The 16,466-nt window shown below is 71.5% G+C and carries 13 protein-coding genes; 11 read left to right on the top strand and 2 right to left on the bottom strand.

Annotation, left to right across the window (positions count from 1 at the left end):
• Nucleotides 1-10: 10 nt before the first annotated feature.
• Entirely contained in the window at nt 11-1,840 is a 1,830-nt protein-coding gene (locus ACQEU8_RS25320) for a glycoside hydrolase family 15 protein (RefSeq protein WP_433104898.1), read from the bottom strand.
• A 430-nt stretch (nt 1,841-2,270) separates the two neighbouring features.
• Between ACQEU8_RS25320 and ACQEU8_RS25315 the strand changes: the two genes are divergently transcribed.
• From ACQEU8_RS25315 to ACQEU8_RS25275, 9 genes are all read left to right on the top strand, one after another.
• Nucleotides 2,271-3,920 (top strand): CTP synthase, encoded by a 1,650-nt coding sequence (locus ACQEU8_RS25315; RefSeq protein WP_433104896.1) that lies wholly within the window; start codon nt 2,271-2,273, stop codon nt 3,918-3,920.
• A 5-nt stretch (nt 3,921-3,925) separates the two neighbouring features.
• Nucleotides 3,926-4,564 (top strand): NUDIX domain-containing protein, encoded by a 639-nt coding sequence (locus ACQEU8_RS25310; protein WP_433104894.1) that lies wholly within the window; start codon nt 3,926-3,928, stop codon nt 4,562-4,564.
• Nucleotides 4,565-4,752: 188 nt separating this feature from the next.
• Nucleotides 4,753-6,987: a tetratricopeptide repeat protein gene (locus tag ACQEU8_RS25305; protein ID WP_433104892.1), complete on the top strand. Its 2,235-nt coding sequence runs from the start codon at nt 4,753-4,755 to the stop codon at nt 6,985-6,987.
• A gap of 217 nt (nt 6,988-7,204) precedes the next feature.
• Nucleotides 7,205-8,320: an alanine dehydrogenase gene (ald, locus tag ACQEU8_RS25300; RefSeq protein ID WP_433108703.1), complete on the top strand. Its 1,116-nt coding sequence runs from the start codon at nt 7,205-7,207 to the stop codon at nt 8,318-8,320.
• Nucleotides 8,321-8,704: 384 nt separating this feature from the next.
• Nucleotides 8,705-9,913 (top strand): ParA family protein, encoded by a 1,209-nt coding sequence (locus tag ACQEU8_RS25295; RefSeq protein ID WP_209242470.1) that lies wholly within the window; start codon nt 8,705-8,707, stop codon nt 9,911-9,913.
• Nucleotides 9,910-10,629, top strand: coding sequence for a hypothetical protein (locus ACQEU8_RS25290; protein WP_433104890.1), 720 nt, complete (start codon nt 9,910-9,912; stop codon nt 10,627-10,629). Before ACQEU8_RS25295 ends, ACQEU8_RS25290 begins: the two co-directional genes overlap by 4 nt.
• Before the next feature lie 25 nt (nt 10,630-10,654).
• Nucleotides 10,655-11,839 (top strand): segregation/condensation protein A, encoded by a 1,185-nt coding sequence (locus ACQEU8_RS25285; protein WP_433104888.1) that lies wholly within the window; start codon nt 10,655-10,657, stop codon nt 11,837-11,839.
• Nucleotides 11,832-12,539, top strand: a complete 708-nt coding sequence (gene scpB / locus ACQEU8_RS25280; protein ID WP_433104886.1) for an SMC-Scp complex subunit ScpB — start codon at nt 11,832-11,834, stop codon at nt 12,537-12,539. The genes ACQEU8_RS25285 and scpB overlap by 8 nt, the downstream gene beginning before the upstream one ends.
• Nucleotides 12,539-13,756 carry a pseudouridine synthase gene (locus ACQEU8_RS25275; RefSeq protein WP_433104884.1) on the top strand — a complete coding sequence of 406 codons (1,218 nt, stop codon included), beginning with the start codon at nt 12,539-12,541 and terminating at the stop codon, nt 13,754-13,756. The genes scpB and ACQEU8_RS25275 overlap by 1 nt, the downstream gene beginning before the upstream one ends.
• Nucleotides 13,757-14,456: 700 nt before the next feature.
• Here the strand turns inward: ACQEU8_RS25275 and ACQEU8_RS25270 are convergent.
• Complete coding sequence (locus tag ACQEU8_RS25270; protein ID WP_433104882.1) at nt 14,457-14,777, bottom strand: DUF952 domain-containing protein; 321 nt, start codon at nt 14,775-14,777, stop codon at nt 14,457-14,459.
• 136 nt (nt 14,778-14,913) lie between these two features.
• On the opposite strand from ACQEU8_RS25270, the gene aroH reads away from it, so the two are divergent.
• Together aroH and ACQEU8_RS25260 are read left to right on the top strand one after the other, a co-directional pair.
• On the top strand, nt 14,914-15,285 hold the full coding sequence (gene aroH / locus ACQEU8_RS25265; RefSeq protein WP_433104880.1) for a chorismate mutase: 372 nt from the start codon (nt 14,914-14,916) through the stop codon (nt 15,283-15,285).
• A gap of 15 nt (nt 15,286-15,300) precedes the next feature.
• The gene (locus tag ACQEU8_RS25260) at nt 15,301-16,410 is read left to right on the top strand and encodes a prephenate dehydrogenase (RefSeq protein WP_433104878.1); all 1,110 of its coding nucleotides are present in this window, start codon (nt 15,301-15,303) and stop codon (nt 16,408-16,410) included.
• Nucleotides 16,411-16,466: the final 56 nt, after the last annotated feature.

Genomic DNA, 16,466 nt, shown 5'->3' with positions numbered 1-16,466 from the left:
CGGGGAGGGTCTAGACCCCGTACGCTCCCGACGCTGTCAGCCGCAGGGCCGTGTCGATCAGAGGGACATGGCTGAAGGCCTGCGGGAAGTTGCCGACCTGCCGCTGGCGCACGGAGTCCCACTCCTCGGCCAGCAGACCCACGTCGTTGCGCAGGGCCAGCAGCTTCTCGAACAGCTTCCTGGCCTCGTCCACCCGCCCGATCATCGCCAGATCGTCGGCGAGCCAGAACGAGCAGGCCAGGAAGGCCCCTTCCTCGCCCGCGAGGCCGTCCACGTTCTCGGCGGTGCCGTGCTCGCCCGCCTCGCTGCTGGTGGGGTAGCGCAGCACGAAGCCGTCCTCGGTGGTCAGCTCACGCTGGATGGCCTCGATGGTGCCGATGACCCGCTTGTCGTCCGGCGGCAGGAAGCCCATCTGCGGAATCAGCAGCAGCGAGGCGTCCAGCTCCTTGGAGCCGTAGGACTGGGTGAAGGTGTTCCGCTCCTTGTCGTAGCCCTTCTCGCAGACCTGGCGGTGAATCTCGTCACGCAGGGCGCGCCAGCGCTCCAGCGGCCCGTCCACATCGCCCGACTCGATGAGCTTGACCGTACGGTCGACGGCCACCCAGGCCATCACCTTCGAGTGCACGAAGTGCCGGCGCGGGCCGCGCACCTCCCAGATGCCCTCGTCCTTCTCCTCCCAGTGGTTCTCCAGGTAGCCGATCAGCTTGAGCTGGAGCAGCTGGGCGTAGTCGTTGCGCGCCAGGCCCGTCATATGGCCCAGGTGCAGCGCCTCGACCATCTCGCCGTACACATCGAGCTGGAGCTGGCCCGCGGCGCCGTTGCCCACCCGGACCGGCTTGGAGCCCTCGTACCCCGGCAGCCAGCTCAACTCGGCCTCGGACAGCTCGCGTTCGCCCGCGATGCCGTACATGATCTGAAGGTTCTCCGGGTCGCCGGCGACCGCGCGCAGCAGCCATTCGCGCCAGGCGCGCGCTTCTTCGCGGTAGCCGGTGCGCAGCAGGGAGGAGAGGGTGATGGCCGCGTCCCTCAGCCAGGTGAAGCGGTAGTCCCAGTTCCGCACCCCGCCGATCTCCTCGGGCAGCGAGGTGGTCGGCGCGGCGACGATCCCGCCGGTGGGCGCGTAGGTCAGCGCCTTGAGCGTGATCAGCGAGCGGACCACGGCCTCCCGGTAGGGCCCGTGGTAGGTGCAGGTCTCGACCCACTCGCGCCAGAAGTCCTCGGTGGTGCGCAGCGCCTCCTCCGGCTCCGGCAGCTCCGGTGCCTCCCGGTGCGACGCCTCCCAGCTGATGGTGAACGCCACCCGGTCACCGGGGCCGACGGTGAAGTCGGAGTAGGTCGTCAGATCCTTGCCGTAGGTGTCGGCCTCGGTGTCCAGCCAGACCGAGTCGGGCCCGGCGACGGCTACCGTGCGGTTCCCCGCCTTGTGCACCCACGGCACCACCCACCCGTAGGAGAACCGCATCCGCAGCGCCGAGCGCATCCGCACCCGTCCGCTGACGCCCTCCACGATCCGCACCAGCTGCGGTGCGTGATTCTCACGCGGAGGCATGAAGTCGATGATCCGGACGGTACCCCGCGGGGTGTCCCACTCCGATTCCAGCACCAGGGAGTCCCCCCGGTAGCGGCGGCGGTCGGCCTGTGGCGGGTCGCCGCCTGCCGGGTGCGCCGGGCCCACCCGCCAGAAACCGTGCTCCTCGGTGCCGAGCAAGCCGGCGAACACCGCGTGGGAGTCGAAGCGGGGTAGGCAGAGCCAGTCGACCGTGCCGTCTCTGCCGACAAGGGCCGCGGTCTGCATATCCCCGATGAGTGCGTAATCCTCGATGCGCCCAGCCACGTGCATCTCCAGTCGAACGAACTGCGACGCCCCCGCGGGACGTGCTGGATGACCTGTGTGTTTGTGCCTGTCCCAGGCAAGTGTCCGTGCTGTCCCAGGCAAGTGTCCGTGAAGGATACGACGCAGCGAACCCTTCCGCTCGACGGTCGGCTGGGTCCGGCTGCGCCGATTAGGTGACCTTGGCTACCGCGTTCACCTGCTGCGACTCGCCTGTCACGCTGGGACGCGCCCAGTCGCTTCCCGACCCGGCCGGGGGCCTCGGCAGCCGCAGCGGCCCGGCGGCACTGTTACGCTGGTAGCCCGTGGAGCGGTGGGCACGCGAACGCGATCTGTTCGAGACGACAGCCCCCCGAACCGCAGCGAGGCCACCTCGGACACCAATCCAGGATGCAGCCTCCGCACCCCACCAAGCGACCACGGGAGCCCCCTCTTGGCCATGCCGCCTACGTCCATGACGACCAAGCACCTCTTCGTCACCGGGGGTGTCGCATCCTCGCTCGGCAAGGGGCTCACCGCCTCCAGCCTGGGCGCGCTCCTGAAGGCGCGCGGTCTGCGGGTCACCATGCAGAAGCTCGACCCCTATCTGAACGTCGACCCGGGCACGATGAACCCCTTCCAGCACGGTGAGGTGTTCGTCACCAACGACGGCGCCGAGACCGACCTGGACATCGGCCACTACGAGCGCTTCCTCGACGTCGACCTCGACGGCAGCGCCAACGTCACCACGGGTCAGGTCTACTCCACGGTCATCGCCAAGGAGCGGCGCGGCGAGTACCTGGGCGACACCGTGCAGGTCATCCCGCACATCACCAACGAGATCAAGCACCGCATCCGCCGGATGGCAACCGACGACGTGGACGTCGTCATCACCGAGGTCGGCGGCACCGTCGGCGACATCGAGTCGCTGCCCTTCCTGGAGGCCGTCCGCCAGGTGCGGCACGAGGTCGGCCGCGACAACGTCTTCGTCGTCCATATTTCGCTGCTGCCCTACATCGGTCCCTCCGGCGAGCTGAAGACCAAGCCCACCCAGCACTCGGTCGCCGCGCTGCGCAACATCGGCATCCAGCCGGACGCCATCGTGCTGCGCGCCGACCGCGACGTGCCCGTCTCCATCAAGCGGAAGATCGGGCTGATGTGCGACGTGGACGACGCCGCCGTGGTCGCCTGCAAGGACGCCCGCTCCATCTACGACATCCCCAAGGTCCTGCACTCCGAGGGCCTGGACGCCTACGTCGTACGCAAGCTGGACCTGCCCTTCCGCGACGTGGACTGGACCCAGTGGGACGACCTGCTGCGCCGCGTCCACCAGCCGGACCACGAGGTGACGGTCGCGCTGGTCGGCAAGTACATCGACCTGCCCGACGCCTATCTGTCGGTCACCGAGGCGCTGCGCGCCGGCGGCTTCGCCAACCGGGCCCGCGTCAAGATCAAGTGGGTCACCTCCGACGACTGCCGCACCCCCGAGGGCGCCAAGCGCCGGCTCGGCGACTGCGACGCCATCTGCATCCCCGGCGGCTTCGGCGAACGCGGTGTGGACGGCAAGGTCGGCGCCATCACCTACGCCCGCGAGAACCGCGTCCCGCTGCTCGGCCTGTGCCTGGGCCTGCAGTGCATCGTCATCGAGGGCGCCCGCAACCTGGCCGGCATCAAGGACGCCAACTCCACCGAGTTCGACCAGACCACCGCGCACCCCGTCATCTCCACCATGGAGGAGCAGCTCGACATCGTCGCCGGTGAGGGCGACATGGGCGGCACCATGCGGCTGGGCATGTACCCGGCCAAGCTCGCGGAGGGCTCCATCGTGCGCGAGACGTACGGCGGCGAGCCCTACGTCGACGAGCGCCACCGCCACCGGTACGAGGTCAACAACCACTACCGCACCGAGCTGGAGAAGAAGGCCGGTCTCGTCTTCTCCGGCACCTCGCCCGACAACAAGCTGGTCGAGTACGTCGAATACCCGCGCGAGGTCCACCCCTACCTGGTCGCCACCCAGGCCCACCCTGAGCTGCGCTCCCGCCCGACCCGTCCGCACCCGCTCTTCGCCGGTCTGGTCAAGGCCGCCGTCGAGCGCCAGCAGGGGAAGTGAGCGCCATGGCCAGCCGTATCGCCGACACCCCCGAGGAGTGGGAGGTCACCGCGACCTCCACCCCCTTCCAGGGCAACAAGACCGGGGTACGTACCGACCAGGTCGTCATGCCCGACGGCTCCGTCGTCAGCCGGGACTACCAGACCCACCCCGGATCCGTCGCCGTCCTGGCCCTCGACGACCAGGACCATGTCCTGGTCCTCAGCCAGTACCGGCACCCCGTGCGCGAGAAGCTGTGGGAGATCCCGGCCGGGCTGCTGGACGTCCCCGGCGAGAACCCGCTGGCGGCGGCACAGCGGGAGCTGTACGAGGAAGCCCACGTCAAGGCCGAGGACTGGCGCGTCCTCGTCGACATCTACACCAGCCCCGGCGGCACCGATGAAGCCGTACGGATCTTCCTGGCCCGCCAGCTCTCCGAGGTCGAGGGCGAGCGCTTCGAGGTCTCCGACGAAGAGGCCGACATGGAGCTGGCCCGGGTACCGCTGGAGGAGCTGGTGCGGGGTGCACTGGCCGGGCAGCTGCACAACAACTGCCTGGTGGTGGGAACCCTGGCGCTGAGCGCCGCACTCAGCAGCGGCGGCGGGCTGGGCGCCTTGCGGCCCGCCCAAACGCCGTGGCCGGCGCGGCCCTTCGACCCGATGTGACGGAAGGTCACCCCGGCCACCCGCCGCGCGATGAGGGCGGGCGGCCGGGGAAGGTCACCTGAGCCGATGTGGTGATTTTCGGGGTGGGCGCGGCGGCTGTCGGCGGTGGCCGGCACCCCGCGGTGAACTACGCTCGCAACCATTCGTCCGCGCCCACACCAGGTGAACAGCGAACGGGAGCGTAGCCCGTGACAGATCAGGCGGTGCAGCCCACGACCGCGGGGCCGGGCCCGCACACCTTCACGGGCCGCGACCGCGAACTCCGCGCGCTGCGCGAGGACATCGAACGCGCGGGGCTGCACACCATTTCCGGCCGCCCCCTCCCGCAGAGCAGAGTCCTGCTGATCGCCGGGGCGCCCGGATCCGGCCGTACCGCTCTCGCCGAAGAGTTCGTCCGCAGGATCGCCGACCGCTATCCCGGCGGAGTGCTGCGGGCCCGCCTCACCGACCCCGGCGGCACCCCGGTCCCCACCGAGCGCACCGCACGCGACCTGCTGGCGGCCCTCGCCGGGCAAGCCGGGGGAACGCCCGGCACACCGCCCCAAGGCACACCGCCCCAAGGCACACCGCCCCCAAGCACGCCGCCGCCCGGCGCCGACGACGCCGCGGTGACGGAGGCACTCCGCGCCGCCCTCCTCCGCCGCGGCCGGATCATCCTGCTGCTCGACGATGTGGCCGCCTCCGACCAGGTGCTGGACCTGGCACCGGAGAGCCGGGACTGTCTCGTGGTCGCCGTCTCCTCCGGGCCGCTCACCGACGTTCCGGACGTACGCCCCTGCACCCTCGGCGGCCTCGACCGCGCCTCGGCGGTGGCGCTGCTGGCCCGGCACGCCGGCTCCGCGCCCCGTATCACCGTGGATCCGCGCAGCGCGGAGATGCTGGCCGAGCTGTGCGGCGACCTCCCCGCGGCGCTCACGCTGATGGGCGGCTGGCTCGGTGCCCACCCCAAGCTCTCGGTGCTCGACGCCGCGACGCGGCTTGCCGGGAGCGAGCCGCGCGCGGCCGCGGAACCGGACGGCGAGGAGGCGGCCCAGCCCGCGGCGCCACGGCCCCCCGCGCCCCTCGCGCGCGCCTTCCGGCTCGTCCACGACTCGCTGTCCCGCCCGCATGCGCGCCTGCTGCGGCTGCTCTCCCTCGCCCCGGCCGGGTTCGTCGACCCGCAGCTGGCCTCGGCGCTCGGCGGCTGTTCGGTGGGTACCGCGCACTCGGCGCTGGAGGAGTACGTACGGCTCGGTCTGCTGCGCCGGATCGACGAGGACGGCGGCTACGGCGTCGACCTCGGTGACCGCTACCAGGTTCCGGCGTGTCTGGACCCGCTGCTGCGCGCTGAGTTGGCGGCGCACGAGCGTTCCGACGAGACCCTGCTGGCCCGGGCGCGGATGCTGGAGCGGCTGGTGAGCCGGCTCCAGGCGTGCCGCGCGGTGTGCGAACCGGCGGGGTCCGAGGCACGCAGGCAGCTGGCGGGGATGCCGCGGGCACTGCGTTTTCTGCACCCCCTGGAGGCGCGGGCCTGGCTGGAGACGCGGCGGCCCGCGCTGCTGTCCGCGGCTCGGACGGCCGTCGCGGAGGGTGAGGGAAAACTCGACACCCTGGCCAGGCGGCTGGTCTCCGCGCTGGCCCGCGCCTTCGACGCGCACCGCGACCCCGAGGAGGCCGAGCCGGAGCTCTACCGGCTGCACGAGCTGGTGCTGCGGGTCGCCGAACGCAACCGTATGCACCGGGAGCGGGCCGCGGCGCTGCTCAACCTCGGTGATCTGGACGCGCGTACCGACCGTCTGGAGGAGGCCCTCGTCCGCTACCGCACGGCGCTGGACGCGGCCCGCCAGGGCAACGACGAGAGGGCGGCGGGCCGGGCCCTGGAGTCCCTGGGCGACTGCTATGCGGAACTGGACGACCAGGACCGCGCCACCGACTGGTACGGCAGGGCGCTCGCCCTCCGGCTGGCCCGCGACGAGCGTGCCGACCGGGAGGCGACGGCACGGCTGCACGGCCGGATCGGCACCGTCCATATGGAAGCGGAGCGCTGGGAGGAGGCGCTGCGGGCCTGGCGCGCCTCCGCGGCGGCCTTCCGCAGGCTCCGGGAACCGGGCGCCCAGGCGCGGGCGCTGGCGGAGGCGGCCCAGGCGCAGGAGTACGCGGGGTGGCCGCAGGACGCGCTGCGTACCTGGGGGCAGGCGCTGGCGGCGTCCCGGGGCGCGGAGGACGCCGGGCTGGAGGCGGCGCTGGAGCTGCGGGCCGCCGACGCCTGTGAGCGGGTGGGCAACCTGCGTGCGGCCCATCGGCACCGGGCGGCGGCCGCCCGGCTGCGGGCCCCATCGGCGCGGGCCGCGGCGGCGGCCGGTCCGCCGGCCGCCGGGCCGGGGCGCGGGGGAGAAGCGGAACCGGTTGCCGGGTACCCGGCGGACAGTGACAAGGGCCACTGAGCGGCTGTCCGGCGCCCCCTCGGGGCCTTTCTGGGGGCCGCCCCACCTGCAACCTGCGAAACGAATAGCGATCTCGAAAAAGATCGACCCTTTGTAAGGCTGGACAGCTCAGCTTCCTTCATTAGACTGGTCGAGCCGCGGTCCCCCCGGTGTTTTCGAGCATGCGCGACCCGGCTTTCTCTGCCTTCTGCACCCTGAGTGAAGGACCGTGATCGACGTGAAGGTCGGTATCCCCCGCGAGGTCAAGAACAACGAGTTCCGTGTCGCCATCACCCCGGCCGGGGTGAACGAGCTGGTGCGGAACGGACACCAGGTGTTCGTGGAGAAGGACGCCGGAGCCGGCTCCTCCATCCCGGACGCCGAGTACACCGATGCCGGTGCCACCATCCTGGGCACCGCCGACGAGGTGTGGGCCACCGCCGACCTGCTGCTGAAGGTCAAGGAGCCGGTGGCCGAGGAGTACCACAGGCTCCGCAAGGACCAGACCCTCTTCACCTACCTGCACCTCGCCGCCTCCCGAGAGTGCACCGACGCGCTGCTCGAGTCGGGTACGACGGCCATCGCCTACGAGACCGTCGAGCAGGCCAACCGGGCGCTGCCGCTGCTCGCCCCGATGTCCGAGGTCGCGGGCCGGATCGCGCCGCAGGTCGGCGCCTACCACCTGATGGCCTCCGCGGGCGGCCGCGGCGTGCTGCCCGGCGGTGTCCCCGGTGTGAACCCGGGCCGCGCGGTCGTCATCGGCGGCGGCGTCTCCGGCTGGAACGCCACCCAGATCGCCGTCGGCCTCGGCTTCCACGTCACGCTGCTCGACAAGGACGTCAACAAGCTCCGCGAGGCCGACAAGATCTTCGGCAATCGGGTGCGCACCATCACCTCCAACGCCTTCGAGCTGGAGCGCGCGGTGCTGGAGGCCGACCTGGTCGTCGGCGCCGTCCTCATCCCGGGCGCCAAGGCGCCGAAGCTGATCAGCAACGAGCTGGTCTCCCGGATGAAGCCGGGAAGTGTGCTTGTCGACATCGCGATCGACCAGGGCGGCTGCTTCGAGGACTCGCGCCCGACCACCCACGCCGAGCCGACCTTCCGCGTCCACGACTCGGTCTTCTACTGCGTCGCCAACATGCCCGGCGCCGTGCCCAACACCTCGACGCATGCGCTGACCAACGCGACGCTGCCCTACATCGTGGAGCTGGCCAACCGCGGCTGGCGTGACGCGCTGCGCCGCGACCCGGCGCTGGCCAAGGGCCTCAACGCCCATGACGGAGAGGTCACTTACGGCCCCGTCGGTGAGGCGCACGACCTGCCGGTGCGGGACATCGCGACGCTGCTGGGCTGAGCTCCGGACCCACCGGCGGGCTGGCGTGCGGGCTGGGACAGAGCCCGCGCCCGGGGTCAATCCCCGGCGTCAACGTCAGCAACATCACGTCACCGTCCGGACCTTGGAGGGAAGGTCCGGACGGTGACGTCGTCGTGTCCGCGGGACGGCGACCCAAGTTGCCCTTAACGTAACAGTCCAACCTTTTTGTCCACCGGGGAAAGTCCCCGGACGTCACTCGGGAGCCTCTTGACATAAGGGGGCCCGCATACCGACACATCGGGCCGTCTGAGGCGGATTGTGTTGCTGCGGACCGCCGACACGCCATAGAGTCGCCAACCGTCGGCATGGTGTCACGCTGACCTGTTGAGAAATTTCCTGGTCACCAAGGAGGTACGACGACTTGTGAACGAGTCGACATTTTCTCCCGGGGGTGGTCAACCAGGAGCGCCTGTACGAGGCCAGGGGTCCTCAGGTCCCACAGGACCCGAGGGTGTCGGCTCCGTCGCTGTCCGCACCTTCGCAGCCCACCAGAACCCGACGCCCACCATGACAGCCAACCAGAGCACGGACGGCCAACACGTGAACGCCACGGCCGGCGACGCTACGAACGGTCAGTCCGCCGAGCGTTTCGCCGACTACAGTGACCCGCACTACGACCCCAACTACGGCGAACTGCCAGAGGGTCACTTCTACGACCCGGACGCGGAGTACGAACCCGATCCGGAGTACGCGGCCACGCTCGCGCCCGACGCCGCACGCCAGCGCCGCGAGCGCATCGGTCCGACCGGCCGCCCGCTGCCGTACTTCCCGATCCCCGGTCCGGTGAACGAGCACGGCCCGGCCAAGATCATCGCGATGTGCAACCAGAAGGGCGGGGTCGGCAAGACGACGTCGACCATCAATCTGGGCGCGGCACTCGCGGAGTACGGACGGCGCGTGCTGCTCGTCGACTTCGACCCGCAGGGCGCCCTCTCGGTCGGCCTCGGCGTCAACCCGATGGAGCTGGACCTGACGGTCTACAACCTCCTCATGGAGCGCGGCCTGGCACCCGACGAGGTGCTGCTGAAGACCGCGGTGGCCGGAATGGACCTGCTGCCCAGCAATATCGACCTGTCGGCAGCCGAGGTGCAGCTCGTCAGCGAAGTGGCCCGCGAGTCGACACTCCAGCGCGCGCTGGGCCCGCTGCTCAACGACTACGACTTCATCGTCATCGACTGCCAGCCCTCGCTCGGTCTGCTCACCGTCAACGCGCTCACCGCGGCGCACAAGGTGATCGTTCCGCTGGAGTGCGAGTTCTTCGCGCTGCGCGGGGTCGCGCTGCTGACCGAGACGATCGAGAAGGTCCAGGAGCGGCTCAACCCCCAACTGGAGCTCGACGGCATCCTGGCGACGATGTACGACTCGCGGACCGTGCACAGCCGTGAGGTGCTCGCCCGGGTCGTGGAGGCGTTCGACGACAACGTCTACCACACCGTCATCGGGCGCACCGTCCGCTTCCCCGAGACCACCGTCGCGGGCGAGCCGATCACGACGTACGCCTCCAACTCCGTCGGCGCCGCCGCCTATCGCCAGCTCGCCAGGGAGGTGCTCGCCCGGTGCCACGCCGAGTGAGTCTCCCGGCAGCCGACGAACTGTTCCGTACGACCGGTGGTGCCGCCGTACAGCCCTCGGCACCGCAGCAGGAGCCGTCCGCACAGGTCGGCCAGGCGAACGGGGAGCCGCCGTCGGCCCAGCCCCCGGCGGGCCCGGCCGGCGCGGCGTCCCCCGGGCCCAAGGTGCCGGCGCCCGCCTCCGAACCCGACCCGGAGACCGACGCCGCCGAACCGGCGGCGGGCGACCTCGGGAGCTATGCGGGGAACGAGGCGGCCAACGGCGGCCGGCGGACGGCCCGCGGGGCGCGAGGCGGGGCCAAGACGGACGAGCCGCGCACCACCGCACCGCCCCAACAGGCCGTCCCCGCACCGGCCGAGCGGACCGGCCGACGCGGCAGCACGGCCAAGGGGCGCCAGGCGACGGGCTCTTCAGCCCCTTCTCCGTCCCCCACGTCTGCTGCGTCCTCCACATCCTCCGCGGCACCCGCGGCTTCCCGTCGCGGCCGGGCGGCCCGCCGTCCCAGCGGGCGTGAACGGCACGACGAGAAGATCACGGTCTATGTCTCGGCCGAGGAACTGATGGACCTCGAACACGCCCGGCTGGTGCTGCGCGGCGAGCACGGACTCGCCGTCGACCGCGGGCGGATCGTGCGCGAGGCCGTCGCCGTGGTGCTGGCCGATCTCGAATCGCGGGGAGACGCGAGCATTCTCGTACGGCGGTTGCGCGGGCGCTGACCTGCTTGCCAGTACGCTGCCTGCGATGCCCACTCCTGACGACGCACTCCGCAGCCGGGGCTCCCGCCGACCGCTGGGGCGGGGGCCCGGGGCGGCGTACGAGTCGGAGCCGGCACCCGAACCGGCGGCGGAACCGACCCCGGCTCCACCTCCGGCGGTCGCCCCGACGCCCGTACCGGCCCAGCCTGTTGCCGAGCCGAAACCGGCGCCGGACGAGCCGGTGGCGGAGCCTCGCGACGAACCCGTGGCGGATCCCCGCGACGAGCCGGCGGAAGTGCCCCGCGACGAACCGGTGGCGGAAGAGCCGCGCGACGAGCCCTCCCAGCCCCGCCAGGAGGCCACGACAGAGCCCGCGCCGAAGGGCTGGGCGGACGAGACGCAGACCGGCCGGGCGGCCGACCAGGAGGCCGACGACGGCCGTTTCAGGGTCGTCCTCGACAACTTCGAGGGCCCCTTCGACCTGTTGCTCCAGCTGATCTCCAAACACAAGCTGGACGTCACCGAAGTCGCGCTCTCCAAGGTCACCGACGAATTCATGGCCCATATCCGCGCCATGGGCCCGGAGTGGGACCTCGACCAGACCACCGAGTTCCTGGTCGTCGCCGCCACCCTGCTCGATCTGAAGGCCGCGCGGCTGCTGCCGCAGGCCGAGGTGGAGGACGAGGCCGATCTGGCGCTGCTGGAGGCCAGGGACCTGCTCTTCGCGCGGCTGCTCCAATACCGCGCCTACAAGGAGATCGCGAACATCTTCGCGGCCCGGCTGGACGAGGAGGCCCGGCGCTTCCCCCGTACCGTGGGCCTGGAGGAGCAGCACGCCGAGCTGCTGCCCGAAGTGGCGCTCAGCGTCGGCCCGGAGGGCTTCGCCAAGCTGGCCGTCAAGGCGATGCGGCCCAAGCCCAAGCCGCAGGTCTACGTCGAGCACATCCACGCTCCGCTCGTCAGCGTCCGCGAACAGGCCGAAGTGGTCGTGGCACGGCTGCGGGAGCGGGGCGAGGCCAGCTTCCAGGAACTCACCGAGGACGCCCCCGACACCCTCACGGTCGTCGCCCGCTTCCTCGCGCTGCTGGAGCTGTACCGCGAGCGGGCCGTCACGCTGGAGCAGGACGAGGCGCTGGGCGCGCTCCTCGTCAGATGGAGCGGCACGGCGGACACCGAACCGCTGGTGACCGACGAGTTCGACCAGGAGCCAGGGGAGCGCAAGGATGACTGAGATCACCAGGCCCGACGAGGCACCCGAGAGCTACGAGATCCAGGAAGCCGCAGCCGAGACGGACCAGGCGGCCCCGGACCCCGCCGGCGCCTCCGATGTGGCCCAGCTGCCGCTGAAGCCCGCGCTGGAGGCCGTCCTGATGGTCGTCGACGAGCCCGCCACCCCCGAGCACCTGGCCAAGGTGCTCGAACGGCGCCCGCGCGAGGTCTCCGACGCACTGCGCGAGCTGGCCGACGAATACACCACCCAGGGCCGCGGCTTCGAACTGCGGCTGGTCGCAGGCGGTTGGCGCTTCTATACGCGCGGTGACTACGCGGACGCGGTCGAGCGCTTCGTACTGGACGGGCAGCAGGCCCGGCTGACCCAGGCGGCGCTGGAGACCCTCGCGGTCGTCGCCTACCGGCAGCCGGTCAGCCGCTCACGGGTCTCGGCCGTACGCGGTGTGAACTGCGACGGCGTGATGCGCACCCTCCTCCAGCGGGGTCTGGTGGAGGAGGCGGGCACGGAACCCGAAACAGGTGCGATCCTTTACAGGACGACGCATTACTTTCTGGAGCGGATGGGCCTGCGCGGCCTGGACGAGCTTCCGGAGCTGGCGCCCTTCCTTCCGGAAGCGGAGGCCGTGGAGGGGGAGACCCAGGAAGGTATGCCGTCGTTCGACGTAGACGATCCTTCCCCCGACTCCCAGACGGAACATTGATGCGAAGCAGCGGCAGGAACACCGGCGGCAACCGAGGCGGTAAGCAGGGCGGCGCGGGCCGCGCCGGCCAGGGGGGCCAGCGCGGGCAAGGCGGCCAGGGCGCCCCCCGAGGCCAGCGGGGCCAGGGCGGGCAGCGAGGGCGGCAGCAGTCCTCGGGCTCCCGGCCACTCCGTCCCGAGGAGCGCCGCTACACCCAGGGCGGTGCCCAGCCCGGCGGCGGCAAGCCCGGCGGCGCCAAGCCGGGCGGTCCCAAGGCGGGCGGGGCCAAGCCGGGCGGCGCCAAGCCCGGCGCCCCGAAGGCGGCCAAGGGCGGCAAGCCCGGCGGCCCCAAGAGCAATGTCCGCAAGGACGTGACCAAGAGCGGCGCCCCCAAGGCGCGCGCCCGCAAGGCCTCGGCGCCCGCGCGCCCGCGTGAGTACGAGGCGCAGATCGAGGAGCGCAACCGGGCCCGGCACGCCAAGCCCCCGGTCAAGCTGCCCAAGACCTTCGGCGAGCAGGAGGGCGAGCGCCTCCAGAAGGTGCTGGCCCGCGCGGGCATGGGCTCGCGGCGCGCCTGCGAGGAGCTGGTCGAGCAGGCCAGGGTCGAGGTCAACGGGGAGATCGTGCGCGAGCAGGGGCTGCGCGTGGACCCCGAGAAGGACGAGATCAAGGTCGACGGGCTGACCATCGCGACCCAGTCCTACGTCTTCTTCGCCCTCAACAAGCCCGCCGGAGTCGTCGCGTCCATGGAGGACCCCGACGGCCGCCAGTGCCTGGGCGACTACGTCCAGAACCGGGAGACCCGGCTCTTCCACGTGGGCCGTCTCGATACCGAGACCGAGGGGCTCATCCTGCTCACCAACCACGGTGAGCTGGCCCATCGCCTTACCCACCCCCGCTACGGCGTCACCAAGACGTACCTCGCCGCCATCCAGGGGCCGCTGCCGCGGGATCTCGGCAAGCAGCTGAAGGAGGGCATCCGGCTGGACGACGGGTATGCGCGGGCCGATCACTTCAAGGTGGTCGAGAACACCGGGAAGAACTACCTCGTGGAGGTCTCGCTGCACGAGGGGCGTAAGCACATTGTGCGGCGCATGTTGGCCGAGTCCGGTTTTCCGGTGGACAAGCTGGTGCGGACGCGGTTTGGGCCCATCGCTCTTGGTGACCAGAAGTCCGGGTGGCTCCGGCGCCTCACCAATACGGAGGTCGGCATGCTGATGAGGGAGGTCGGCCTCTAAAAGTGAGGGCCTCACCTTTGGGCCCTCTCCCGTTGTTGGGGGCGCTGCCCCCAAACCCCCGGTCCTCGCCGGACGGGCGTTGGGGCGGCTCCGCCCCCCAACTGCCCCCCGCTACGGGGGCTCCGCCCCCCTAGGAGCCCCCCCGACCCAATGCCTCCCTCTGGACAATTTGTCCCCCGCCCCTGGTCCAGGACTATTCGGTGCGGGTGGCGCCCATATCTGGGGTGGATGAGAGCGCCCATTGCTCCAACCCCAGATATGGGCGCCACCCGCAGACAAAAGGCAGTAGCCCTGAAGCGGACGGCTCTTACGTCAATGGCTCAAGGCCTTGCGGAAGGGGGGTCCTAGGGGGGCGAAGCCCACCTAGCGGGGGGCTGTTGGGGGGCGGAGCCCCCCGACACGACCTGTCGGCGGCAGCCGAAAACGAAAGGGGGCGTGCCCCCACAAGCAGCCGTCCCGGCGGCAGGCGGGGGGAGCCGCCCCCAACCCCACCCACCCCAGGCCACCACCCCCACCCACCCACGCCACCACGAACCCCCACCCACCCCGCACCGCCACTACCCCCACCCACCCGAGCCACATCACCCCACCCACCCAGCGCCGCCACCAAACCCACCCTCCCAGCGCCGCCACCCACACCGGCGCCCCCACCACCCCGCACCGTCACCCCCACCCGCGCCCCCTCTCGCCCTGTGGGCCCTCAGGACCACAGGGCGAGGTCGAGGGCTCGACCATTGGGGTCGCGGCGAACTTCGAGCATGCCGGCCACCGCAGACCGATTGACCCGCCCATGAATGCGAGGCCCCGGCTCCCAGCAAACGCGCGCGTCCAGCCGGCGCTCATCGATCATGAGGGCCATCACAGGACCGACGGCATCCCGAAAATGCGCGTCGGCGACGGCCAGCGCCAGCCCCTCGTCGGTCGTGCACGGAATGAACCCGTCCTCGGCCAGCGCCCGCGGCGCGTACGGGCGGTCAGGGGCCAGCAACCAGTCGTCGAGCGGGACCACGTGGAAGAGCATGCCTCCACTTGTACCGTCTCACTGGGCGGTCGGCCCGGACATCCGCGCGTGGCCGTACCTACCCTGACCCGGCCAGGCAGCGGCAGGCACAGGCACAGACAGAGGCACAGGCACCCGGCAAGGACGAGGAGCGGCGGTGGCGGAACGAGCAGTGCGCGCGGTGCGCGGCGCGGTGCAGCTGGACCGGGACGACGCGGAGCACATGAGCGAGCGCGTCGGCGAACTGCTGACCACGGTGCTGGAGCGCAACAACCTGACCAAAGAGGACCTGATCAGCATCTGGTTCACGGCCACCCCGGACCTGCACAGCGACTTCCCCGCCGCCGCGGCCCGCAAGCTGGGCCTCGTCGACGTGCCCCTCATCTGCGCGCAGGAGCTCGAGATCGCGGGTGCGATGCCCCGGGTGGTCCGTATCCTGGCTCACACGGAGACCGAGCTGCCCAGGTCCGGCATCAACCACGTCTACCTGGGCGCAGCCGCCGCACTCCGCAAGGACATCGCCCAGTAAGGACGTCGCTCAGCAATGCGCACCGCCCTCGTGCTCGGCACGGGACTCATCGGCACCTCGGCCGCGCTGGCCCTCTCCGTACGGGGAGTCAAGGTGCACCTCAGCGACCGTGACCCGGAGCGGGCCCGTACGGCCGCCGCGCTGGGCGCCGGGACGGAGGGGGAGCCCGCGCCGGGCTCGCCCGTGGACCTGGCGATCGTGGCCGTACCGCCCGCGCACCTGGCGGCGACGGTGGCCGACGTGCAGCGCCGGGGGCTGGCACGCGGGGTCATCGACGTGGGCAGCGTCAAGGGCGGGCCGCGCCGGGAGCTGATCGAGCGGGGCGGCGATCTGAGGACGTACCTGGGCAGCCACCCGATGTCGGGCCGTGAGCAGTCGGGCCCGCTCGCCGCGACGGCCGACCTTTTCGAGGGGCGGCCCTGGGTGCTCACCCCCACCCAGGGCACCGACACCACCCAGGGCACCGACACGGAGGTGCTCAACCTCGCGCTGGAGCTGATCGCGCTGTGCGGGGCCGTACCGGTGGTGATGGACGCGGACGCGCACGACCGGGCTGTGGCGCTCGTCTCGCACACCCCGCAGCTGCTCTCCACCCTGGTGGCCGCGCGGCTGGAGGAGGCCGCCGAGACGGACGTACGCCTGTGCGGCCAGGGCATCCGGGACGTGACCCGGATCGCGGGCTCCGACCCGGGGATGTGGGTGGACATCCTGTCCGCCAACCCGGGGCCGGTCGCCGACATCCTCGCGGAGGTGGCCGGCGACCTGGAGACTGCGGTGCGGGCGCTGCGCGAGCTGGACTCGGCGGACGAGACCAAGCGGGCCAGCGGCGCGGCGGGCGTCGAGGCGCTGCTGCGCCGCGGCAACGCGGGGCGGGCCCGGGTCCCTGGCAAGCACGGCCAGGCACCGGCCGTCTACGAGACGGTGACGGTGCTGATCAGCGACCGTCCTGGCCAGCTGGCCAGGATCTTCGCCGACGCCGGCTCGGTGGGCGTCAACATCGAGGACGTCCGTATCGAGCACGCGACCGGGCAGCAGGCCGGTCGTATGCAGCTCATGGTGGAGCCGGGCGCCGTGCCGGTGCTGGAGCAGGTACTGCGCGAGCGCGGCTGGTCCCTGCGCCAGTGACCACGGGCGGGCGGGGCTGGCGCGCCCCGAAGGGGCGCGGGGAACTGCTCCCCCAG

Source organism: Streptomyces sp. CA-250714 (assembly GCF_050936705.1).
GTDB lineage: Bacteria > Actinomycetota > Actinomycetes > Streptomycetales > Streptomycetaceae > Streptomyces.
The sequence above is the reverse complement of the archived record's forward strand: the minus strand, read 5'-3'. Positions and strand labels throughout refer to the sequence as shown.